A 21,454-nucleotide genomic window follows, 5' to 3' on the forward strand; every position below is an offset into this window, starting at 1 on the left:
ACAGGCAATGTCTGGCGATGTACAGAATGTGACGCACGGAACATCTGGCCGGTTCCCTCTATCCGGAACCCACTACCGGTGGGTAACGTCCGGTCGGTCCACACGGTGGCGATGGCGCCCAGAGGAGCAGCAGTCTTGCGCGAGTTCAGCCTTCCGGCCCTGTACGAGGTCCCTTCGGACGGGAACCTGACGGATCTCATCCGCCGCAACGCCGCCCAGCATCCCGACACCGCCGTCATGGCCCGCAAGGCCGACGGCCGGTGGCAGGACGTCACGGCGACGGAGTTCCTCGCCGAGGTGCGCGCCGCCGCGAAGGGCCTGATCGCCTCCGGCGTCCGGCCCGGCGACCGGGTCGCCCTCATCTCCCGCACCCGCTACGAGTGGGTGTTGTTCGACTTCGCGATCTGGAGCGCGGGCGCGGTCACCGTCCCCGTCTACGAGACCAGCTCGCCGGAGCAGATCCAGTGGATCCTCGGTGACTCCGGGGCCGTCGCGGTGATCGTGGAGAGTCCCGCGCACAGCGCGAACGTGGCCTCCCTGCGCGAGCGCCTCCCCGAGCTGCGCGAGGTCTGGGAGATCGAGCAGGACGCGCTGGGCACCCTCAAGGCCGCCGGCGCCGGGGTCTCCGACGCCGAGGTCGACGAGCGCAGCGCGCTGGCCGGCGCCGACGACCCGGCCACCATCGTGTACACCTCGGGCACCACCGGCCGCCCCAAGGGCTGTGTGCTGACCCACCGCAACTTCTTCGCCGAGTGCGGGAACGTCGTGGAGCGGCTCAGCCCGCTCTTCCGCACGGGCGAGTGCTCGGTGCTGCTGTTCCTCCCGGCCGCGCACGTCTTCGGCCGCCTGGTGGAGGTGGCGGCCGTGCTGGCGCCGATCCGCCTGGGCTGCGTACCGGACATCAAGAACCTCACCGACGAGCTGCAGTCCTTCAAGCCCACGCTGATCCTCGGCGTGCCGCGCGTCTTCGAGAAGGTCTACAACTCGGCGCGCGCCAAGGCCCAGGCCGACGGCAAGGGCAGGATCTTCGACGCGGCCGCCGAGACGGCGATCGCGTACAGCCGGGCGCTCGACGCCCCCGGCGGCCCGTCCTTCGGGCTGAAGCTCAAGCACAAGATCTTCTCGAAGCTGGTCTACAGCAAGCTGCACACGGTCCTCGGCGGGCGCGGCGAGTACGCGATCTCCGGCGGCGCCCCGCTGGGCGAGCGGCTCGGCCACTTCTTCCGCGGTATCGGCTTCACGGTGCTCGAGGGCTACGGCCTGACCGAGTCCTGCGCGGCCACGGCCTTCAACCCGTGGGACAAGCAGAAGATCGGTACGGTCGGCCAGCCGCTGCCCGGCTCCGTGGTGCGCATCGCGGACGACGGCGAGGTCCTGCTGCACGGCGAGCACATCTTCAAGGAGTACTGGAAGAACGAGACGGCCACGGCGGAGGCGCTGACGGACGGCTGGTTCCACACCGGTGACGTCGGCACCCTCGACGAGGACGGCTTCCTCGCGATCACCGGCCGCAAGAAGGAGCTCATCGTCACGGCGGGCGGCAAGAACGTCGCCCCCGCGGTGATCGAGGACCGGATCCGGGCGCACGCGCTGGTCGGCGAGTGCATGGTGGTGGGCGACGCGCGGCCGTTCGTGGCGGCGCTGGTCACCATCGACGAGGAGTTCCTCGGCCGGTGGGCCGCGGAGAACGGCAAGCCGGCCGGGGTGACGGCGGCGGAGCTGCGCGAGGACGCGGATCTGATCGCCGCCGTCCAGAAGGCCGTGGACGACGGCAACGCCGCCGTCTCGAAGGCGGAATCGGTGCGGAAGTTCCGCATTCTCGGCTCCCAGTTCACGGAGGAGTCCGGTCACATCACGCCGTCGCTGAAGCTCAAGCGCAATGTGGTGGCGAAGGACTTCGCGGACGAGATCGAAGCCCTCTACCGGGGCTGACGGCCACGACTACCGGCTACCGGCCACGGCCTCAGCGGGGGTCCTCCGCGAGGATCCTGGCGAGGTTGCGCTCGGCGAGGGCCGTGATCGTCACGAACGGGTTCACGCCGAGCGAGCCGGGCACCAGGGAGCCGTCGACCACGTACAGCCCCTGGTAGCCCTTGGCGCGGCCGTACGCGTCGGTGGCCCGGCCCAGGACGCAGCCGCCCAGCGGGTGGTAGGTGAAGTTGTCGGCGAAGGCCTTGTTGTCGCCGAAGAGGTCGTGCCGGTACACGGTGACGTTGCGCCGGTTGATCCGGTCGAAGAGGCGCTTGGCGGCCTCCACGGACGGGGTGTTCTGGTCCCGGGTCCAGTTCAGCCGCGCCGAGTCGCTCGCGGCGTCGTAGGTGAAGTGCCCGCGCTCGGGGTTCCTGGTGATGGCCAGGTACATCGAGATCCAGTGCTCGAAGCCCATGGGCAGCGGGGCGATCTCGGCGAAGACCGGGTTGGCGGCGTTGTCCCAGTCGTCGATGCCCAGGGCGGGCATGGTGGCCTGGTGGGCGCCGACGGTGTCCCACATGTGGTTGGCGCGGGCGGTCATGACGTTGCCGTTGTGGCCCCAGCCGAGCCCGACCTCCTCGCTGAGCGCGGGCAGGGCGCCGGTCTCCCTGGCGCGCAGCAGGATCTCGGTGGTGCCGAGGCTTCCCGCGCCCAGGAAGAGCTGCTTGCAGCCGAGTTCGCGGACCTGGGTGACCCGGCCGCTCAGGTCGATGGTGCGGACGGTGAGGACGTACCCGCCCGCCGGGTCCTGGCGTACGCCGACCACGCGCTGCATGGTCTCGATGGTGACGTTGCCGGTGCCGAGGGCGGCGGCCAGGTAGGTCTTGTCCACGCTCTTCTTGCCGTGGTTGTTGCCGTAGATGACCTCCCCGGCGAGCGCGGAGCGGGTGGCGGTGCCGGCGGCCTCGCGCTGCATGTACCCGAAGTCGTAGACGTTGGGCACGAAGACGGTCCTCAGACCGGTGTTGTGGGCGTGCTTGCGGGAGGTCCGGGCGAAGCGGTACCACTCCGTGGACTCGAACCAGGCCGGGTCGATGTCGTTGACGCCGAGCATGGCGCGGGCGCGGGGGAACCAGGTGCCGTACATCTCGTCGGCGTCGACCTGCGGCAGCACCTCGGAGAAGTACGAGCGCCTCGGGGTCGGCGCCATGCCGCCGTTGACCAGGGACCCGCCGCCGACGCCGCGGCCCACGTACACGGACATGTCCCCGTAGTTCACGCGGTCCAGGACGCCGGGGTAGGGGCTGATGTCGCGGTTGACCACGTCGAGCCAGAGGAACTGGGCGAGCGGGGCCTCGGTGCGGGTGCGGAACCACATGGAGCGCTGGTCGGGCGCCGAGGTGGAGGGGAAGACCTTGCCGTCGGGCCCGGGGGTGTCCCAGAGCCGGCCCATCTCCAGGACGACGGTACGCACCCCCGCCTGCCCGAGGCGCAGGGCGGCGACGGCGGACCCGTAGCCGGAGCCGACGACCACGGCGGGGGCGTACTGGGCCGCGGCGGGCTCGGCGGCGGAGGCGGAGGCCAGGCCGATCCGTGTGAACCCGAGGGCGGAGGCGGTCGAGAGTGCGCCGAGTCCCAGGAGGTGACGGCGCGTCAGATTGGGTGTCATGGGCGCATCATGGGCGGAATGCGTCCATCCAGCCAGACGCCGTCCTGACAGGTATCTGAGAGACAGTCAGCCGTGGCTGCGCGGAGCCTGTCCCCGCCCCGCCCTTTCGCCGTCTCCCGGGGCTCCGCCCCGGACCCCGCTCCTCAAACGCCGGAGGGGCTGTCTTTTCAGCCCCTCTACAGCAGCTCGCGCAGGCGTTCCGCCAGGAGGTCCCAGCGCCACTTCTCCTCGACCCACGCGCGCCCGCGTTCGCCCATGCGCGCCCGCAGGGCCGGGTCCAGCAGCAGGGCGGTGATCCGGTCCGCCGCGTCGTCGGGGGCGCCGCCCCGGACCACCCAGCCCGTCTCCCCGTCCAGCACCGCGTCGGGCGCCCCGCCGGAGTCGCCCGCGACCACCGGCAGGCCCGTCGCGGAGGCCTCCAGGTAGACGATGCCGAGCCCCTCCACGTCCAGCCCGCCCCGCCGGGTCCGGCACGGCATCGCGAAGACGTCGCCCGCGCCGTAGTGGGCGGGCAGTTCGGACCACGGGACCGCCCCCGTGAAGACCACCGAGTCCGCGACCCCGGTCGAGGCGGCCAGCGCCCGCAGGTCCGCCTCGTACGGCCCGCCGCCCACGATCAGCAGCACCGCGTCCGGCACCGCCGCCAGGATCCGCGGCATCGCCTCGATCAGCGTGTCCTGCCCCTTGCGGGGAACGAGGCGCGAGACGCAGACGACCACCGGCCGGTCGGTCAGCCCGAGCCCGGCCCGGACCTCCGCTCCGCCCGACTCCGGGTGGAAGGTCTTCTCGTCCACCCCGGGCGGCAGTTGCACCATCCGGGCCGCCGCCCGGTCCGTCACCGCCGAGGCGATCCGCGAGCGGGTGTACTCCCCCAGGTAGGTCAGGGTGTCGGTGCCCTCGCCGATCCGGCGCAGCAGTTGCCGCGCGGCCGGCAGCTGGGCCCAGCCCGCCTCGTGCCCGTGGGTGGTCGCGACGAGGCGGCGCGCCCCGGCCCGGCGCAGCGCCGGACCCATCAGCCCGAGCGGGGCCGCGGCCCCGAACCACACGGACTCGCAGCCGTGTTCGCGCAGCAGGGACACCGCGCGGCGGGTCACCCGGGGCGTCGGCAGCAGCATGGTCGTGCGGTCGCGCACCACCGGGAAGGGCTGCTCGGCGTCGAAGGCGGCGGTGGCCTCGCGGCCCTCCGCACCGTGCTTCCAGGTGGAGGCGTAGACGACGACCTGCTCGGGGTCGAGGCGCAGCGCCATGTTGTGCAGGAAGGCCTGGATGCCGCCCGGGCGCGGCGGGAAGTCGTTGGTCACGATCAGCGTCTTGTGCATCGCTGCCAACGTACCGGACGGCCTCAGCGCAGTTCCTCCCGCAGTGCCGCCCGCCAGTCCCGGGTCAGTGCGGCCTCGTCCACGCCCAGGGTCCGGTCCAGGGCGGCGGGCAGCGATTCCCGGCCCGCGTGCTCGTAGAGGCGTACGAGGGCCTCGTCGCCCCAGCGGTCCGCGACGAGCCGGCAGGCCAGCCAGGCCCCTTCGTAGGCCCGGGCCAGGGTGTCCTGGTCCCCGCCGAAGGCGAAGTCGGCCTCCCGGGGCAGTTCGGCGGGCACCTCGCCGCGCCGTACGGCCCGGGCGAGCGCGGGCGCGGCCCGCGCCGCGGTGGTGGCGGAGCCGCGGTACGCCGCCCAGTCCGCGAAGCCCTCGGAGAGCCACTGCGGGGTCGAGGCCGAGGTGGCGGCGCGGGTCGCGACGTGGGTGACCTCGTGGGTCAGGACGATCCCGCGGCCGGCCTCGCTGAGCTCCGCGTACCCCTCGGGGTTGATCACGACGCGGTCGGCGGGGGCGGGCCCGCCGCCGGTGCTGCCGGTGGTGACGGCGCCCAGGCCCCGGTACTCGGCGGCCGGGCGGCCCAGCAGCGAGGCCATGGCGTCCAGGGAGGCGGGGACCAGGACGACCACCCGCCGCGCCCACGCGCGGGGCCAGGCGGCGCTCGCGGCGGGCACCGCCCGGTCGGCCTCACCCGCGACCCGGGCCAGCTCTCCGGCCGGCCGGCCGGTGCCCAGGACGAGGGAGTGCTCGCCCTTGACGGTCTCCACCGGCCCCTGGTCCCACAGCTGCGGCGGGGCGTGCTCCGCGGGCCGGTCGCCGAGGACCTCGTAGCGGTCCCCGACGCGCCGGACCTCGACGCTGCGCCGCGCCTCGACGGGCGCCGCGTCGTAGCCCTGGAGCCGGTAGCGCAGCCGGGCCGGCACCCGGCCGCCCTGCGCGCCGACTGCCCGGGGCACGTCGGTGACCTCGTACGACCAGTCCTCCAGCGGGATCCCGGCGAGCGCGGCCGGCGGCTGCCGCGACCAGGCGGCGACGGCCTCCCGGACCTCCCGCCCGGCGCCGCCGTCGGGCGGAGCCTGCTCCGCGCACCCGGCGAGGAGCGCGCACAGCAGCAGCGCCAGCAGGCGTACGGGGCGCGGGACCGGGAACATCAGCCGATCGTACGCACCTGCACGGCCGGGGCCGTCAGGGCCGGGTGACGGAGGACACCGGCATCATCCCGACGGGGTCGTAGCGCACCCGCGCCCCCGGGTAGGGGGCGTGCACCACCTGGCCGTTGCCCACGTACATGCCGACGTGGCTGGCGTCCGAGCGGTACGTCACCAGGTCCCCGGGCTGGGCCTGCGAGAGCGGCACCTGCCGGCCGGCGTGCCGCTGGGCCTGCGAGGTGCGCGGCAGCGCGACGCCCGCCTGCCGGTACGACCACACCATCAGCCCGGAGCAGTCGAAGCCGGTGGGGCCGGTGGAGCCCCATACGTACGGCCGCCCGACGGCGGCGCGGGCCGCCATCACGGCGGTCATCGCCCGCCCCGAGGCCCGGCCGCCCCCGTGGGAGGCTCCCGGCGGCTCGGGCAGCCCCTCGGCGCGGCCGCCCGAGCGCGAGGCCCGTTCGAAGTCGGCGCGCTCCGCGGAGGGCATCGTCTCCAGCAGGCGGCGGGCGGCGGCGAGCTTCGCGGTGACGGAGCGCTTGTGCCGGGCCACGTCGGAGCGCAGGGCGTCGAGTTCGGCGAGCTTGTGGGAGGCCTCCTCGCGCTGCTGGCCGATCCGGCGCTGCTCCTCGCGGAGTTCACCCAGCTGCTGGGCCTGGCGGCCGCTGAGCCGGTTCAGGACGGCGGCCTTGTCGAGGTAGTCGCCGGGGTCGTCGGACAGCATCAGCTCGACGGCGGGGTCGAGGCCGCCGGAGCGGTACTGGGCCCCGGCGAAGGTGCCGAGGACCCCGCGCATGGTGTTGATGCGGTCCTGGCCCCGGGCCACCGCGTCCTGGGCCCGGCCGATCTCGGCCCGTAGCCGGTCGGCCTTCTCGCCCGCCTCGTTGAACCGTTCGGTGGCCTGCTCCGCCTCTTCGAAGAGCCGGTCGACCTGGGCGCGGGAGCCCTGGGGTTCCTGCGGGAGCGCGGGGGCCGCGCCGGCCGGCGCGCCCGCCATGGCCACGGCGGCGGTGGCCGCGGCGGCGGCGGTGAAGACGGTGACCTTGGTGTTCCGGTCGAGGCCGTTGAGCCCGGTCCGGCGATGGGACGCCACGTGGAACCGCTCCCTTCCGCTGCGCGGGGCCCGGGTCCGCCCCCCGTGGACGGCCGTGTACCGGGGTTCCGCGCTGGCAGACAGTAGCCGCAGCGTCACGCACCGGCCAACGACCCCCGGCGGGCGCACACGGCGACGCCCCGCCTCAGACGCAGGTCACCGGCGGGGCGCGGGGTCAGGGAGGGGCCGTGCAATTCGCCCGGATGGGCGGTGCACGGCGCGTCCCCGGGGGGGCGGGGCGGGTCAGCCGACCCGGACGCCGAACTGGAAGGGCATGTTCCTCATGGCTTCGTACTTGACGCCGCCCCTGGGGTTGGAGGCGTGGAAGACCTGGCCGTTGCCCGCGTAGAGGCCGACGTGGTGCAGGTCGTCGTAGAAGAAGACCAGGTCTCCGGGCTGGAGCTGGCTCATGCCGATGCGCGTGCCGTCGTTGACCTGCGTGTAGGTGGTGCGGCTGATCTGGACGCCGGCCTGCCCGTAGGCCCACTGCGCCAGGCTCGAGCAGTCCCAGTACGCCATGCCGGTGGAGCCCAGGTTGTAGCCCTTGCCCTCCTGGGTCACCGCGGCGGCGAGGGCGGCCGCGGCCCGGCCCGAGCCCTTCACCGCACCGGGCTTGGCGCTCCCGTCGCTCCCGCCCGCTGCCTTCGCGGCGTCCGCGCCCTCCTTGGCCGCCTCGCTCTTCAGCTGGGCGCGGTCCTCCGCGGTGAGCGAGTTGAGCTGGGCCTGGGCGGCGGCGAGCTTGTCCTGGGAGGCCTTCTTCTTCTCGGCCAGCTCCTTACGGGTGGCGTCGAGGTCGGCGAGCTTGCCGGTGGCCTCCGCGCGCTGCTGGGCGAGGGACCGCTGCTTGGCCTGGATCTGGGATATCGCGTCGACCTGCTTGCCGCTCAGCTGCTGGAGCGTGGAGGCCTTGTCGAGGTAGGTCTCGGGGTCGGCGGAGAGCAGCAGCGCCACGGACGGGTCGAGGCCGCCGCCGCGGTACTGGGCCGTGGCCATCGAACCGAGGGTGTTGCGCAGGCTGTTGAGCTCGTCCTGGCCGCGTGCGACCTGGTCCTGGAGCTGAGCGATCTCCTTCTCCAGCTTGTCCTGACGGTCCTTGGCCGCGTTGGCCTTCTCGCCCGCCTGCTCGGACTCCTCGTAGAGGGCGTCGACCTGGGCCTTGACCTCGTCCTTGGTCGGCTTGTCCGGGGCCGCGGAGGCCGACTGCGCGGAGAGCGCGACGGCGGCGGTGGCGAGGGCGGTGAGGACGCTCACGCGGGTGCGGGTCGGCGGCTTGGGTCGACGGTGGGACGCCACGAACGCGTGCTCCTTCTCCCTGGAGCCGCCGAAGACGGGTCGCACACTCGGCAGCGGGCCTCCGCCGACACCCCGAATGGGTGACCTATCGCACGAAGGTTTGAGCAGACCCTAGTGACCCGCCTGTGATCACTTCAAATCCCCGGCAGCAAAATTCCGCTTCCCGAGCGGGTTCTTTACCTACGGCGCACGCTGCGTGCCGGGGAGTTGACGGTCCGTCCTCCCCGCGCACCGCCAATTCCGGCATGGGGAACAGATGTTGGGAAAGCGGACCGACCCGCCCGAAGCGGGACGGGTCAGGACACCCGCGCGAGCCTCTTCAGCAGCAGCGCGGACGTCACCGGCCGGGCTCCCGCCTTCGCCACCCCGTCGGCCACCTCGCGGTCGGTGGAGACCACCACGACCGGCCGGCCCGGCGGCTCGGCCCGCACCAGCTGGCGGATCAACTCGTCCGCCGTCACCCCGGCCTTGGAGAACAGCACCCGCACCCCGCGCGGCGGCGCGAGCAGCACCGGCGCCGCCAGCTCCGCCCCGTCGAAGACACAGGTCATCTCGGCGCCCGTCTGCGCGGCCAGCATCGACAGCCCGCCCAGCAGCCGCAGCCGCTGCTTCTCCAGCGGCATCGTCGGATAGCCGGTCTTGGTCACGTTGTAGCCGTCGACCACCAGATGCGCCTGGGGCAGCGCCAACAGCTGGTCCAGCAGCGCCGGATCGGTCTCCGACAGGGCCCGCGCCGCGATGTCCTTCGGGGTCATCCGGCCCGGCTCCACCGCCTCCACCGTGTCCGCCGGCCGCGTCGAGACCGGCGGCAGCGCCAGCTCGCGCCGCAGCCCCGCCGCCGCGTCCAGCACGGTGTCCAGCAGCAGCCGCAGCCGCATGTCCTCGATGCTGCGCCCCTCGCGGGTGGCCCGGCGCGAGGTCTCCAGCGCCGACTCCACCTCCGCCAGACGGGACTTCAGCCGCCGGGTCTCGCTCTCGGCGGCGGCCACCTGCGCGGCCGCCTCACCGCGGATCCCGTCGATCTCGGCGCCCACCTTGCGCAGCGCCGCCTCGCCCCGCTTGACGTCGCTCAGAGCACTGCGCAGCTTGCGCTGAAGCGATTCCGCTTCCTTGCGCGCGGCCTCCAGCTCGGTCCGCACCTGCTCCCCGCCGGACCGCTGCGCCTCGCGGACCTGGGCCAGCTCCTCGCGCAGCCGCTCCAGTTCCCGGCGGGTCTCGTCGCCCACCCGCTCGGCGTCGGCGCGCTGCGCCTCCTCGCCCGCGGCGGCGACCAGCTTGACCCAGCCGGCCGGGCGCAGCACGTACGCCGCGGCCGCCACGTCCAGCGGATCGGCGGCGGCGGGCGGGGCCCCGGCCTCCAGCGCCCCGGCCAGCTCCGACTGCGCCTCGCGCAGCTTCTCCGCGATCCGGCCTCGGAAGACCCCGTCGGTCTCCACGGCGGCGGCCATGGCGTTGCCCGCGAACTTGGCGCGCCGGGTCGGGGTGAAACGGGCGTACTGGCGCAGCTGCGCCGGGAGGTCCGCGACCGTCAGCCCGCCGAAGGCGTCCGACACGAGCGCGACGACCCGGCGCCGCACGCCTTCCGGCAGCGGGCGGTCGAGCACCTCTGCGGCGTCGCCGGCCGCGTCGGCCGGCTCAGCGCCGCTTGCTGGCTCCACAATCCGTCACCCCTACCGTGATCTACTGTGGGCCCCGCTCCGTCAGGAGTCGGCGCCCGGCCTGTCCACGAGCTCGATCTGGTCCACCGCGTTGCACCAGCGGCAGCGGACCGACTCGATGGTCTCACTGACCACCTCGCGCTCCTCGACCTTGGGCTCCCCGGCGAGGTCCAGGTGGACGTACTCCACGACCTTCGACGAACGGGTGACGTCGAAGCGCGTGAGGTTGCCGCACAGCGTGCAGCGCCACCGGGTGGTGTCGGTCGGCAGGGGAACCGTCATCGGGCCGCTCTCTCCTTCGTAGCTCATTCAATTAAAGCCTTCCGCGGCGGTCCACGGACCGCAGCCGTAACCCTACGGCCTGGCACCACCGTCAGGTGGGTCCGTCTGCGTCATGCTCTGTCGCATGATCGTAAGGTGGCGGACCGTACGCGAGGCCGCCCGGGGCCCGGTGATGACGTACGCGCTGATCGCCGGATGCTGCGTGGCGTTCCTGTTCAGCCCGGCGTCCGGCCTGAACCCGGCCTACGGGACGGGCGAGCGGCTGCTGGAGACGGGCACGGCCTACTTCCGGCACTGGGGGGTGGTCCCCGTCGAGCTCTTCTCCGGGGCGGGCCGCCCGCTGCTGACCCCGCTGACCGCCCTCTTCGTCCACGGCAGCTGGCTGCACCTGCTCGGGAACATGCTCTTCCTCTACGTCTTCGGCGCGATGACGGAGGAGCGGATGGGCCGGGCGCCCTTCCTGGTGTTCTACGTCTGCACGGGCTACCTCGCGCTCGCGGCGTACGCGGCGGCCAACGCCTCCTCCGACCAGACCCTGGTCGGGGCGTCCGGCGCGATCTCGGCGGTCCTCGGCGCGTTCCTGTGCCTGTTCCCCAGGGCCCGGGTGACGAGCCTGTTCCCCTTCCTCCTCTTCCTGCCGCTGCGCTTCCCCGCGTGGATCGTCCTGATGTTCTGGTTCGGGCTCCAGTGGCTGGCGGCGCACCGGGCGGGGAGCGGCCCCGGAGTGGCCTACCTGGCCCATGTCGTGGGCTTCTCGGTGGGCTTCCTCTACGCGTGGGTGCGCTATCGCCGTACGACTAGAGTGAGACGACCAGTGACTGCCGGCGAGGGAGACAGCCAACCGTGATCACCGCGATCGTGCTCATCAAGACCAGCGTGGACCGCATCCCCGAGATCGCCGAGTCCATCGCCGCGCTGGACAGCGTCAGCGAGGTCTACTCCGTCACCGGTACGTACGACCTGATCGCGCTGGTCCGCGTGGCCCGCCACGAGAACCTCGCGGACATCATCCCGGGCCGCATCAGCAAGATCCCGGGCGTCGAGGCCACCGACACCCACGTGGCGTTCCGCACCTACTCCCAGCACGACCTGGAAGCGGCCTTCGCCATCGGCCTCGACGCCTGACGCCTGGCCGGCGGGGGAACGCAACACCCCGGGCCACGCCCGGGCCACGCCCGGGACCCGCACCGGGCCTCCCGGCCCCGCCCGGCCGCTGCCCCCGCGCCCGGTCCGGCCCGGCGCGGGTCCGCCCCTGCCCGGTCCCGGCAGGCTCGCCCCGACCCCGGTCCCGCTCAGCCCCGGCCCAGCTCCGGCAGCCGCTCGCCGGCCAGGGCCGGGCGGCCCTCCAGGAGCCGGAAGAGGTAACCGCGCAGGTACTCCCCCAGGCCGCTGTCGACGTAGGCCGCGTACGCGCGGGCCCCGGCGGCCGCGTCCCGCTCCTCCGGGCGCCCGGACCGGGCCCAGGGCCCCCGCCCCGCGCCGACGGCCCACTCGCGCACGCGGCCCCGCCCGCTCCACCACTCCCGCACGAGCTCCGGGCTCCAGTGCAGGTCCCCGTCGCCGCCGTAGCCGCCGAAGGGGTCGCACTCCGCGGCGTGGATCACCGCGTACACCTCGGCCGGCGTCCGCGGCTGGCGGTAGACGATCTCGGCCCCGTACGCGTCCTCGTAGAGCACGTTGTCCGGCGCACAGCCCCGCCCGGTCCAGCAGGTGTCGGTCTCCGACGAGTACACCGGGCCCGGAACGGTACGCCAGTCCCGCCGCTCCCAGCCGCCGGGCGCGGCCCCGGACCAGTCCCCCAGCAGCGGACCGACCGGCGCCCAGTCCTGCGGCATCGGCCCGCCCACCGCCGCGCGCAGGGTCGGCAGGGGATCCCAGTACGTCATGGGCGACAGCCTGTCAGACGGCGGGGACGCAGCGGCCTTCCTCGGTGCGGTACTGCCACTTGGCGCCGTCCGCGACGAGTTCGCGCACCGCGCGGACGAAGCGCTCGACGTGCTCGTCGGGGGTGCCCGCGCCGAAGCTGACGCGGATCGCGTTCAGGGAGCGCTCGCCCGGGGCGGCCTCGGGGGCCCCGCACTCGCCCGGCTCCTGCGGCTCGCTGCCGAGCAGGGTGCGGACCAGGGGGTGGGCGCAGAAGAGGCCGTCGCGGACGCCGATGCCGTACTCGGCGGACAGGGCGGCCGCGAAGTGGGAGCTGTTCCAGCCGTCGACGACGAAGGAGATGACGCCGACGCGCGGGGCGTCGTCCCCGAAGAGGGACAGCACCCGCACCGCCGGGACCTCGGCGAGGCCCTCGCGGACCTTGGCGATGAGCTGGTTCTCGCGGGCGACCAGGTTCTCGAACCCGGCCTCCTTCAGCGCCCGGCAGGCGGAGGCGATGGAGTAGACGCCGATGACGTTCGGCGAGCCGGCCTCGTGGCGGGCGGCGGTGGTGTGCCACTCGACGTCGACGCCGCCGTCCTCACGGCGGGCGACCTTGCGGGAGGCACCGCCACCGGCGAGGTACGGCTGCGCCTCCTGGAGCCAGTCGGCCCGGCCGGCGAGCACGCCCGAGCCGAAGGGCGCGTACAGCTTGTGCCCGGAGAAGGCGACCCAGTCCACGTCCAGCTCCCGCACCGAGACGGGGTGGTGGGGGGCCAGCTGGGCGGCGTCCAGCACGATCCGCGCGCCGTGGGCGTGCGCGGCGGCGGCCAGCTCCTTGACCGGCCACAGCTCACCGGTGACGTTGGAGGCGCCGGTGACGCAGACCAGCGCCGGCCCGTAGGGCTCGCGGTCGGCGAGGGCCCGCTCCAGGGTGGCGACGGCCTCGCCGGGGGTGCGGGGGGCGTTGAGGTAGGTGACCCGCGCGTCGGTCCAGGGCAGCAGCGAGGCGTGGTGCTCGGTCTCGAAGACGAAGACCTGGCAGCCGGCCGGGAGGGTGGCGGCGAGCAGGTTCAGCGAGTCGGTGGTGGACCGGGTGAAGACCACCTGGTCGGAGGGCCGGCAGTCGAGGAACTCGGCGACGGCCGTGCGGCTCTGCTCGAACAGGTCGGTGGAGAGCTGCGAGAGGTACCCGGCGCCGCGGTGGACGCTGCCGTAGTACGGGGCGTACGCGGCGACGTCGTCCCAGACCCGCTGGAGGGCGGGGGCGCTGGCGGCGTAGTCCAGGGCGGCGTAGGTGACCTCGCCGCCGGTGACGAGCGGGACGGTGACGTCGCGGCCGAGGACCGGCAGCGGCCCGGCACAGGCGGGGCCCTCGGCGGTGGCGGCAGCGGCGGTGGCGACGGCGTTCAGGGATGCGGACATGGCGGTGTCTCCCGGCAGGGCAGAGGTGAATGGCTTCGGTGTGCCCGTACGCGGGTACGGCGGCGCTGAAGGCCGTCCGGGGTACGGGAAAGTCCTCGGAAAGGAGTGACGGGTACACGGAAGTGACCCTGTTCCGAGGGTTGAAGAAGGGGCGGATCCGCCCTATCGCATTCGCTTGCTCACGGAAAAGCTCCTCGAGAGACCAGGACCCCTGGTGTCGAGGGATCCGCGCTTGCCGTAGGCCTTGCTGCCTACGACCTGGTCATCACCCGGGGCACCCCGCCACGGAAGGAGGGTTGCCGGACAGCAAGCCGGGGCCTAAACGCTGTCACTCGTGACCTGGTCAGCATCCTGCCACATGATCCGCCGAACGCAAGAGCCCGGTCCGCATGGCGGACCGGGCTCGAGGCCGAAAACGATCAGTGCCGACGGCGCCGGGCGCGGCTCAGCGGTTGCTGGCCGCCACCCACCGGTCCAGCGCCGCCTGCGCCTCACCGGAGTCGATGGACTCGGCCGCCCGGACGATGCCCGCCGCGAGCTGCTCCTCCAGGGACCCCGTGCCCGGGTCCAGCGCCACCAGGGCCGCCGCCGAGTTCAGCAGCACGGCGTCCCGTACGGGGCCGCTCTCGCCGCCCAGCAGCCTGCGGGCGACGTCCGCGTTGTACGAGGCGTCCTCGCCCCGCAGACGGGAGACGTCGACGACCGGGATCCCGACGTCGCGCGGGTCGAAGGGCAGCTCGGTCACGGTGCCCTCGCGCACCCACCACACCCGGGAGGTGGCGGTGGTGGTCAGCTCGTCCATGCCGTCGTCGCCCCGGAAGACCAGCGCCGAGGAGCCCCGCTCCGCGAGGACCCCGGCCACGATGGGGGCCACCCGGGGGTCGGCCACGCCGGTGGCCTGCGCGCGGACCCGGGCCGGGTTGGTGAGCGGGCCCAGGAAGTTGAAGGTGGTCCGGATGCCCAGCTCCTTGCGGGCCGCCGCCACGTGCCGCAGCGCCGGGTGGAACTTCACCGCGAAGCAGAAGGTGATGCCGGCCTCCTCGGCCACCTCCACGACCCGGGCCGGGGTCAGGCCGAGGTTGACGCCGAGTTTCTCCAGCACGTCGGAGGAGCCGCTCGCGGAGGACGCGGCCCGGTTGCCGTGCTTGACGACCTTGGCGCCCGTACCGGCCACCACGAGGGCCGACATCGTGGAGATGTTGACCGTCTTCGCGCCGTCGCCGCCGGTGCCGACGATGTCCACCGTGCGGCCCGGGACCTCGATCAGATTGGCGTGATCGTACATGGCGCGGACCATGCCGTTGATCTCCGCGACGGTCTCCCCCTTGGCCCGCAGCGCGACCATGAAACCGGCGATCTGCGCGTCGGTGGCCTCTCCCCGCATGATCCGGTCCATGGCCCAGGCGGTGTCGTCCGCGCCGAGGTCCTGGCCGGTCAGCAGGGCGTCGAGGACGCCCGGCCAGCCACGGGCCGCCACGCTGTCGCCGCCTGCCGGGGTCACAACGTTCATGGTCCGCTCCTGATGGTCCACGTCTGAATGGGAAGGATCTCAGCCTATCCAGCCCCGGGGACGGCGAAGAGCCCCGTCCAGACACTGGACGGGGCTCTCACCGTGGCGACACCAGGATTGGCCGAAACCCATCCCTCAAGCTGTCGTGCCGGAGATCAGTGGTGGCCGTGGCCGCTCTGGATCTCCTTGTACTCCTCCACCGTGGGCTTCGGAATCTGGTTGTTCTCCGCGAACATGCCCTTGCTGAGCTTGACCCGGAGCTTCTCCGCGCCGCTCACCTTGCGCTCGACACCGTTCTCGTCGACCGTGGGGCCGATCTCGAGCGGCTCGTACTGCTCGTGCGAGGTGAGGGTGTGCAGCTTGCCCTGCGACAGCGGCTCGTGGACCTCGACGAACTCACCGTGCGGCAGACGCTTGATGATGCCGGTCTCGCGACCGTGCAGCACCTTGTCGTTGTCCCGGCGCTGGAGGCCGAGGCAGATCCGCTTGGTGACGATGAAGGCGAGGACCGGGACGACGAAGAAGCCGATCCGGACGAACCAGGTGATCGAGTTGATCGACAGGTGGAAGTACTGGGCGAACATGTCGTTGCCGCCGCCGATGAGGAGCACGATGTACTCCGCGATCCAGGCGACACCGAAGGCCGTACGGGTCGGGACGTTGCGCGGGCGGTCCAGGATGTGGTGCTCGCGCTTGTCCCCGGTGACCCAGGACTCGATGAACGGCCAGACGGCGATGGCACCCAGGACCAGCGGGAAGAGCACCAGCGGGATGAACACGCCCAGGACGAGCGTGTGGCCCCACAGGTTGATCTCCCAGCCCGGCATCGCACGGATGAGGCCTTCCGGCATACCCATGTACCAGTCGGGCTGCGCACCGGTGGACACGTGGTCCGGACGGTACGGGCCGAGCGCCCAGATCGGGTTGATCGAGGCGAGCGCCGCGATGGCCGCGATGACACCGAAGACCAGGAAGAAGAAGCCTCCGGCCTTGGCCATGTAGACCGGCAGCAGCGGCATGCCGACGACGTTCTTCTCGGTCTTGCCGGGGCCGGCGTACTGGGTGTGCTTGTGGAACACGACCAGGATCAGGTGGGCGACCAGCAGGCCCATCATGATGCCGGGCAGCAGCAGGATGTGCACCGAGTAGAAGCGTGCGACGAAGTCGCCGCCCGGGAACTCGCCGCCGAACAGGAACATCGACAGGTAGGTGCCGACGATCGGGACGGAGAGGATGGCGCCCTGCATGAAGCGGACACCGGTACCCGAGAGCAGGTCGTCCGGCAGGGAGTAACCGGTGAAACCGGTGAACATGCCGAGGACCAGCAGCAGGAAGCCGAAGATCCAGTTGACCTCACGCGGCTTGCGGAACGCACCCGTGAAGAAGACGCGCATCATGTGCACGACCATGGCCGCGACGAAGATCAGCGCCGCCCAGTGGTGGATCTGCCGGATCAGCAGACCGCCGCGGACGTCGAAGCTGATGTCGAGCGTCGAGGCGAAGGCCTCGGACATCATGACGCCCTGCATCGGCACGTACGAGCCGTGGTACTCCACCTCGTTCATGCTCGGGTGGAAGAACAGCGTCAGGTACACACCCGTGAGGATGATGATGACGAAGGCGTAGAGGCAGATCTCACCCAGCATGAAGGACCAGTGGTCCGGGAAGATCTTGCGCATGTTCGCCTTGGCGAGGCTGTAGATGCCCAGGCGGCCGTCCGCCCAGTCCGCTACGCGCTCGCCGGCCGGCGCTTTGCGCTCGTTGTTGTCGCTGGTGCTCATCCGCGCTCCCAGAATGCAGGACCGACGGGCTCTTCGAAGTCGCCGTGCGCCTCGAGGAAGCCTTCAGCGTTCACGCCGATCCGCAGCTGCGGAAGCGCGTGACCGGCCGGGCCGAAGATGACACGGGCGCCGTCGGAGAGGTCGAAGGTGGACTGGTGGCACGGGCAGAGCACGTGGTGCGTCTGCTGCTCGTACAGGCTGATCGGGCAGCCGACGTGGGTACAGATCTTGGAGAAGGCCACGATCCCGTCGTGGGACCACTCCAGTTCCTTCTTGTCCTTGATGTCCTCCGGCTGGATCCGGACGATCATCAGGGCCGCCTTGGCGATCTGGACCTGGAAGTCGTGCTGCTCCTCCTCCAGGCCTTCCGGCATGGCGAAGGTCAGCGAACCGACGAGTACGTCCTCGGGACGCAGCGGCTCCATCGTGTTCTGGTTGATGAGCAGCTTGCCCTTGGACCAGAGCGTCTTGCGCAGCTTGTCCTCGGGCAGGGGCCCCAGGTCGCGCATGATCACGACGGCGGACAGCGGCAGCATGGCCAGCGCGCCGAACATCGTGCGCTTGATGAGGGGGCGGCGGGCGATGCCGGACTCGTTCGCACCGTCGGCGAAGTCCTGCATGACCTGCGCCTTGACCTCGGGCGAAGCCGCGATCTCGTGACGGTCGTCGGCGACCTCCACGTCGGACATCAGGGTGCGGGCCCAGTGGACCGCGCCCGCGCCGATGCAGAACAGAGCCACGCCCAGGGTCATGCCCAGGGCGAAGTTCAGGGCGCTCACCTTCCCGATGGGGAAGATGTAGACGATCTTGTCGACGGGCAGGGTCACGAACGAGGCGATGAAGCCGACGGTGGCCAGCATCGACAGCGTGAACAGCATCGCGACCGTACGCTCGGACCGCTTGGCGGCCCGCTCGTCGATGTCCTGGATGCGCGGCTTGTGGACCGGGAGGCCGGGGTCGGCGAACGGGTCGTCCGCGACCGCTACACCACCGTGGTGCGCGTCGCCCTGCTCGCTCGGCAGGTGCTTCTCTTCGGGAATGTCTTGGCTACTCATGACTTCTTGGCCTTAGCGGTGTGGGCCGCGACCCAGACGGCGACAGCGATCAGCGCACCCAGACCGAAGATCCAGCCGAACAGACCCTCGGAGACGGGGCCGAGGCCACCGAGCTTGAGGCCACCGGGGCTGGTCGACTTCTCGCCGTTGACGTTCTGGAGGTACGCGATGATGTCCTTCTTCTGCTTCTCCGGCATGGTGCTGTCGGGGAAGGAGGGCATGTTCTGCGGGCCGGTGAGCATGGCCTCGTAGATGTGCTTCGGCTCGACGCCCTCGAGGTTCGGGGCGTACTTGCCGTTCGTCAGCGCGCCGCCCTCGCCGGTGAAGTTGTGGCACTGCGCGCAGTTGTTGCGGAACAGCTCACCACCAGCGGCGATGTCGGCGCCGGCCGGGTCGTACTGCTTCTCGTGCGGCGTGATCGGACCGGCGCCGAGCGAAGAGATGTACGCCGCGAGCTGGTCGATCTGGGCCTGGGAGTAGATGTTCGGCTTCTTCGGCACCTGGGCGCCGGGCTGCTGGGCGGGCATGCGGCCCGTGCTCACCTGGAAGTCCACGGCCGCGGAGCCGACGCCGACCAGGCTCGGGCCGTCAGAGGAACCCTGACCGCCGGTTCCGTGGCAGCTTGCGCAACCCACGGCGTAGAGCTTCTTGCCCTCCTCGATGGCGAGGGACTGGGCGGTTTCATCGGCCTGCGCCTTGCTCGCGGGCGCGAAGGCGGCGTACAGCCCCCCCGTGACCGCCAGCGCGAAGAGTAGAACGACGACCGCCGCCAGCGGATGGCGTCGTCGTGCGGAGAGCTTTTTCACGGATTACCCCGGTGTCAGGATCTTCTGCGTCGGTGTTTCTGGATGGAGTGCCGGGCGCGGGCCCGGCGACGTGTTCGCTACTTGATCAGGTAGATCGTGGCGAAGAGGCCGATCCAGACGACATCGACGAAGTGCCAGTAGTAGGACACGACGATGGCCGACGTGGCCTGTTCGTGGGTGAACCTCTTGGCCGCGTACGTCCGGCCGAGGACCAGCAGGAAGGCGATGAGACCGCCCGTCACGTGCAGACCGTGGAAGCCGGTGGTCAGGTAGAAGACCGAGCCGTACGGGCCTGACGAGAGAGACATGCCCTCGTGCTTGACCAGCTCGGTGTACTCGAACACCTGGCCGCCAATGAAGATCGCACCCATGACGAACGTGATGATGAACCACGTCCTGAGCTTCTTCACGTCACCGCGCTCAGCGGCGAATACGCCGAGCTGGCAGGTGAGCGAGGAGAGCACCAGGATCGTGGTGTTCGTCGCCGAGAAGGGCAGATTCAAGGCCGAAGCCTGCTCTGTCCAGTACTCGGCGCCTGTCACGGATCGCAGGGTGAAGTACATCGCGAAGAGGGCCGCGAAGAACATCAGCTCGGAACTCAACCAGATGATGGTTCCGACGCTGACGAGGTTCGGCCGGTTGACCGTCGGGTGCGCGTGCCCGGTATCTACTGTCGTTGCTGTCGCCACGACCGACATTATGTCGGTCGCTTATCCCGCCCTCACCCCGGGGGGTGCCGTTCGGAGTGTCAGGGGCGTGTGCAAGGCCCGAACGGCCCATCAGATGAGTGATCCGGAGCCTGCGCGAACCGATGTTGACAGCGGGTCGGGAGGAGTAGCATCCCGCGCATCATCAGCGTGATTCACGGACACGTGGAGGAACGAAATGCGGGCGACTGCGCGGGTTCTGGTCTACAGCGACGACGCGGGCACCCGGGAGCAGGTGCGGCTTGCGGCCGGGCGCAGGCCGGCGGCGGACCTGCCGCCGGTGGAGTTCCTGGAGTGCGCGACGCTTCCGGCGGTCCTCAAGGAGCTGGACGCGGGCGGCATCGACGTGTGCGTGCTGGACGGCGAGGCGGTTCCGGCCGGGGGCATGGGCGTGTGCCGGCAGATCAAGGACGAGATCTTCAAGTGCCCCCCGGTGCTGCTGCTGATGGGGCGCCCCCAGGACGCCTGGCTGGCGACCTGGAGCCGGGCCGACGCCGCCGTGACCCTCCCGGTGGACCCGGTGGACTTCCCGGAGGCCCTGGCGGGGCTCCTGCGGGCCCGGCTGTCCCTCGACGCCTGAGCGGCCGCCCCGGGCGCCCTCACGGGGGCGTTCCGGGGCCCCGGAGGGCGCGTGGGGCCTTCCGGGGCCGGTCGGGGGCCGAACGGTTACACCTGGGGCCTCAGGCGCGCCTGGTCCATGGGGCTGCGGCCCTCCTGGGTACCCTTCAGGAGGGCGCTGCCTTCGCGCCAGTCCTTCCAGTCCATGTTCCAGTCGCCGTAGCCGTTGCCGAAGGTGTCCATGTCGTCGCCGATGCTGTTGATCACCCGGACGATGTCGCCCTCGGTGATGTTCTCGTAGAACCAGGCGGCGTTGCCGGTGCTCATGCCGGTGCATCCGTGGCTGACGTTCTCGTAGCCCTGGGAGCCGACCGACCACGGCGCGGCGTGCACGTATTCACCGCTCCATGTCACCCGTGTGGCGTAGTAGACGGGCAAGTTGTAGTACTCACTGCCGCCGATGCCGACGGTGTCGCCGCGCATCTGGACGAAGTACTGCTTGCCCAGCACCACCTTGACCCCGTTGCGGGTGGAGAAGCCGGGCTTTCCGGTGGTCACCGGAATGGTGTTGATCACTTCTCCGTTGCGCCTGAAGGTCAGGTAGTGCGAGGAGGCGTCGGTGGTGACCTCGACGCGGTCGCCGATCTCCAGGGTGAGCGGCTTCGACGCGGCTCCGTGGAGCTCGTCGCCGATCTTGATGCCCTCCAGGTTGCTCCGTACGGAGACGTTGGTGTTGGCGGGCCAGTAGTCCTTCGGGCGGTAGTGCAGCGTCTTGTCGTCCACCCAGTACCAGGCGCCCTCGACCCCGCTCGGCGCGTCGACGACCAGGGCCCGCTCCACGACGGCGCGGGAGGCCTTGTCCTTGACGGGTTCGTTGAGTTCGGCCGTGAGGGGCTGTCCGACGCCGTACTTGCCCTCGTCCGGGCCGAATTCGACCTTGAGGACCTTCTCGGCCGGGGTGGTGTCGAAGGCCATCGTGCGGCGCCCTGGGGCCCCGTGCTCGTCCTCGGTGCCCACGGTGACGCTGTAGTGGACTCCCGCGGCCATCGGGGCGGTGCTGTGCCAGCGGTCGCCCTTGACGGAGAGTTCACCCGCCAGCCGGCGTCCGTGGGTGTCCACGACGGTCACGTCGGTGATCCGTGACCCGGTCCCCTTGGCGGTGACTTCGAGGGGCTTCTCGGGGTCGACGGCGCGGCCGCCGGAGGCCTGGTTGAAGGCGACTTGATCGCCCGCGTCGTACGGGCGGGCCGACAGCGGGTTGTGCTCGCCGGACCCGCATGCGGTGGCGCCGGCCCCGAGGGACGCGACCAGCAGGGAGCAGCTGAGTACCGTCCAAAGACGCGGTGAGTGCTTCATGGAGCTAACGCTATGAAGGTATGACA

At 71.5% G+C, this 21,454-nt stretch carries 19 protein-coding genes and 1 riboswitch; of the genes, 4 read left to right on the forward strand and 15 right to left on the reverse strand.

Features of this window, described 5'->3' with window-relative positions; genetic code table 11:
- Positions 1-135 precede the first annotated feature (135 nt).
- Positions 136-1,932, forward strand: a complete 1,797-nt coding sequence (locus OOK31_RS23555) for a long-chain fatty acid--CoA ligase (protein WP_267089285.1) — start codon at positions 136-138, stop codon at positions 1,930-1,932.
- Positions 1,933-1,963: 31 nt separating this feature from the next.
- Here the strand turns inward: OOK31_RS23555 and OOK31_RS23560 are convergent, their stop codons facing one another.
- The 7 genes from OOK31_RS23560 to OOK31_RS23590 all read right to left on the reverse strand — a co-directional run bounded on the left by OOK31_RS23560 (position 1,964) and on the right by OOK31_RS23590 (position 10,367).
- Positions 1,964-3,580: a GMC oxidoreductase gene (locus OOK31_RS23560; RefSeq protein ID WP_267089286.1), complete on the reverse strand. Its 1,617-nt coding sequence runs from the start codon at positions 3,578-3,580 to the stop codon at positions 1,964-1,966.
- 176 nt (positions 3,581-3,756) lie between these two features.
- Positions 3,757-4,899, reverse strand: coding sequence for a glycosyltransferase family 4 protein (locus OOK31_RS23565; protein WP_267089287.1), 1,143 nt, complete (start codon positions 4,897-4,899; stop codon positions 3,757-3,759).
- A gap of 23 nt (positions 4,900-4,922) precedes the next feature.
- Positions 4,923-6,044 (reverse strand): hypothetical protein, encoded by a 1,122-nt coding sequence (locus OOK31_RS23570; protein ID WP_267089288.1) that lies wholly within the window; start codon positions 6,042-6,044, stop codon positions 4,923-4,925.
- A gap of 34 nt (positions 6,045-6,078) precedes the next feature.
- Positions 6,079-7,134 carry a C40 family peptidase gene (locus OOK31_RS23575; protein ID WP_267089289.1) on the reverse strand — a complete coding sequence of 352 codons (1,056 nt, stop codon included), beginning with the start codon at positions 7,132-7,134 and terminating at the stop codon, positions 6,079-6,081.
- A 243-nt stretch (positions 7,135-7,377) separates the two neighbouring features.
- The gene (locus OOK31_RS23580) at positions 7,378-8,427 is read right to left on the reverse strand and encodes a C40 family peptidase (protein WP_267089290.1); all 1,050 of its coding nucleotides are present in this window, start codon (positions 8,425-8,427) and stop codon (positions 7,378-7,380) included.
- A 296-nt stretch (positions 8,428-8,723) separates the two neighbouring features.
- Positions 8,724-10,088 (reverse strand): NYN domain-containing protein, encoded by a 1,365-nt coding sequence (locus tag OOK31_RS23585; RefSeq protein WP_267089523.1) that lies wholly within the window; start codon positions 10,086-10,088, stop codon positions 8,724-8,726.
- Between the two features lie 39 nt (positions 10,089-10,127).
- Positions 10,128-10,367, reverse strand: coding sequence for a hypothetical protein (locus tag OOK31_RS23590; protein ID WP_249771655.1), 240 nt, complete (start codon positions 10,365-10,367; stop codon positions 10,128-10,130).
- A 112-nt stretch (positions 10,368-10,479) separates the two neighbouring features.
- On the opposite strand from OOK31_RS23590, the gene OOK31_RS23595 reads away from it, so the two are divergent.
- Both OOK31_RS23595 and OOK31_RS23600 read left to right on the forward strand, forming a co-directional pair.
- Positions 10,480-11,214, forward strand: a complete 735-nt coding sequence (locus OOK31_RS23595; RefSeq protein ID WP_267089291.1) for a rhomboid family intramembrane serine protease — start codon at positions 10,480-10,482, stop codon at positions 11,212-11,214.
- Positions 11,211-11,492 carry an Lrp/AsnC family transcriptional regulator gene (locus OOK31_RS23600; protein WP_008738815.1) on the forward strand — a complete coding sequence of 94 codons (282 nt, stop codon included), beginning with the start codon at positions 11,211-11,213 and terminating at the stop codon, positions 11,490-11,492. Before OOK31_RS23595 ends, OOK31_RS23600 begins: the two co-directional genes overlap by 4 nt.
- Before the next feature lie 167 nt (positions 11,493-11,659).
- On the opposite strand, the gene OOK31_RS23605 is transcribed toward OOK31_RS23600, so the two are convergent.
- The 7 genes from OOK31_RS23605 to OOK31_RS23635 form a co-directional block, all read right to left on the reverse strand.
- Positions 11,660-12,253: a ferredoxin gene (locus OOK31_RS23605; protein ID WP_267089292.1), complete on the reverse strand. Its 594-nt coding sequence runs from the start codon at positions 12,251-12,253 to the stop codon at positions 11,660-11,662.
- Positions 12,254-12,266: 13 nt separating this feature from the next.
- On the reverse strand, positions 12,267-13,655 hold the full coding sequence (locus OOK31_RS23610; RefSeq protein WP_267089293.1) for an aminotransferase class V-fold PLP-dependent enzyme: 1,389 nt from the start codon (positions 13,653-13,655) through the stop codon (positions 12,267-12,269).
- 223 nt (positions 13,656-13,878) lie between these two features.
- Positions 13,879-13,995: riboswitch (SAM riboswitch) on the reverse strand.
- Between the two features lie 105 nt (positions 13,996-14,100).
- A complete protein-coding gene (gene trpD, locus OOK31_RS23615) occupies positions 14,101-15,165 on the reverse strand; it encodes an anthranilate phosphoribosyltransferase (RefSeq protein ID WP_267089294.1) in 1,065 nt (354 codons plus the stop codon).
- A gap of 155 nt (positions 15,166-15,320) precedes the next feature.
- Positions 15,321-16,946, reverse strand: coding sequence for a cytochrome bc complex cytochrome b subunit (locus tag OOK31_RS23620; protein ID WP_267089295.1), 1,626 nt, complete (start codon positions 16,944-16,946; stop codon positions 15,321-15,323).
- Complete coding sequence (locus OOK31_RS23625) at positions 16,943-18,001, reverse strand: Rieske 2Fe-2S domain-containing protein (protein ID WP_267089296.1); 1,059 nt, start codon at positions 17,999-18,001, stop codon at positions 16,943-16,945. The genes OOK31_RS23620 and OOK31_RS23625 overlap by 4 nt, the downstream gene beginning before the upstream one ends.
- Positions 17,998-18,807 (reverse strand): c-type cytochrome, encoded by an 810-nt coding sequence (locus OOK31_RS23630; protein ID WP_267089297.1) that lies wholly within the window; start codon positions 18,805-18,807, stop codon positions 17,998-18,000. The genes OOK31_RS23625 and OOK31_RS23630 overlap by 4 nt, the downstream gene beginning before the upstream one ends.
- A gap of 77 nt (positions 18,808-18,884) precedes the next feature.
- Complete coding sequence (locus OOK31_RS23635) at positions 18,885-19,505, reverse strand: heme-copper oxidase subunit III (RefSeq protein WP_008738823.1); 621 nt, start codon at positions 19,503-19,505, stop codon at positions 18,885-18,887.
- A gap of 187 nt (positions 19,506-19,692) precedes the next feature.
- On the opposite strand from OOK31_RS23635, the gene OOK31_RS23640 reads away from it, so the two are divergent.
- On the forward strand, positions 19,693-20,094 hold the full coding sequence (locus OOK31_RS23640; RefSeq protein WP_267089298.1) for a hypothetical protein: 402 nt from the start codon (positions 19,693-19,695) through the stop codon (positions 20,092-20,094).
- A gap of 86 nt (positions 20,095-20,180) precedes the next feature.
- Here the strand turns inward: OOK31_RS23640 and OOK31_RS23645 are convergent, their stop codons facing one another.
- A complete protein-coding gene (locus OOK31_RS23645; protein ID WP_267089299.1) occupies positions 20,181-21,428 on the reverse strand; it encodes an Ig-like domain-containing protein in 1,248 nt (415 codons plus the stop codon).
- Between the last annotated feature and the right edge of the window lie 26 nt (positions 21,429-21,454).

The sequence above is a fragment of the Streptomyces sp. NBC_00249 genome, from assembly GCF_026342355.1.
GTDB lineage: Bacteria > Actinomycetota > Actinomycetes > Streptomycetales > Streptomycetaceae > Streptomyces.

Bases quoted from the DNA above. Each gene is read 5' to 3' on its own strand.
- OOK31_RS23610 (WP_267089293.1), bottom strand. From the start codon at position 13,655: ATGTCCGCATCCCTGAACGCCGTCGCCACCGCCGCTGCCGCCACCGCC.
- OOK31_RS23635 (WP_008738823.1), bottom strand. From the start codon at position 19,505: ATGTCGGTCGTGGCGACAGCAACGACAGTAGATACCGGGCACGCGCAC.
- trpD (WP_267089294.1), bottom strand. From the start codon at position 15,165: ATGAACGTTGTGACCCCGGCAGGCGGCGACAGCGTGGCGGCCCGTGGC.
- OOK31_RS23620 (WP_267089295.1), bottom strand. From the start codon at position 16,946: ATGAGCACCAGCGACAACAACGAGCGCAAAGCGCCGGCCGGCGAGCGC.
- OOK31_RS23645 (WP_267089299.1), bottom strand. From the start codon at position 21,428: ATGAAGCACTCACCGCGTCTTTGGACGGTACTCAGCTGCTCCCTGCTG.
- OOK31_RS23560 (WP_267089286.1), bottom strand. From the start codon at position 3,580: ATGACACCCAATCTGACGCGCCGTCACCTCCTGGGACTCGGCGCACTC.
- OOK31_RS23605 (WP_267089292.1), bottom strand. From the start codon at position 12,253: ATGACGTACTGGGATCCCCTGCCGACCCTGCGCGCGGCGGTGGGCGGG.
- OOK31_RS23625 (WP_267089296.1), bottom strand. From the start codon at position 18,001: ATGAGTAGCCAAGACATTCCCGAAGAGAAGCACCTGCCGAGCGAGCAG.
- OOK31_RS23590 (WP_249771655.1), bottom strand. From the start codon at position 10,367: ATGACGGTTCCCCTGCCGACCGACACCACCCGGTGGCGCTGCACGCTG.
- OOK31_RS23565 (WP_267089287.1), bottom strand. From the start codon at position 4,899: ATGCACAAGACGCTGATCGTGACCAACGACTTCCCGCCGCGCCCGGGC.
- OOK31_RS23570 (WP_267089288.1), bottom strand. From the start codon at position 6,044: ATGTTCCCGGTCCCGCGCCCCGTACGCCTGCTGGCGCTGCTGCTGTGC.
- OOK31_RS23595 (WP_267089291.1), top strand. From the start codon at position 10,480: ATGCTCTGTCGCATGATCGTAAGGTGGCGGACCGTACGCGAGGCCGCC.
- OOK31_RS23640 (WP_267089298.1), top strand. From the start codon at position 19,693: ATGCGGGCGACTGCGCGGGTTCTGGTCTACAGCGACGACGCGGGCACC.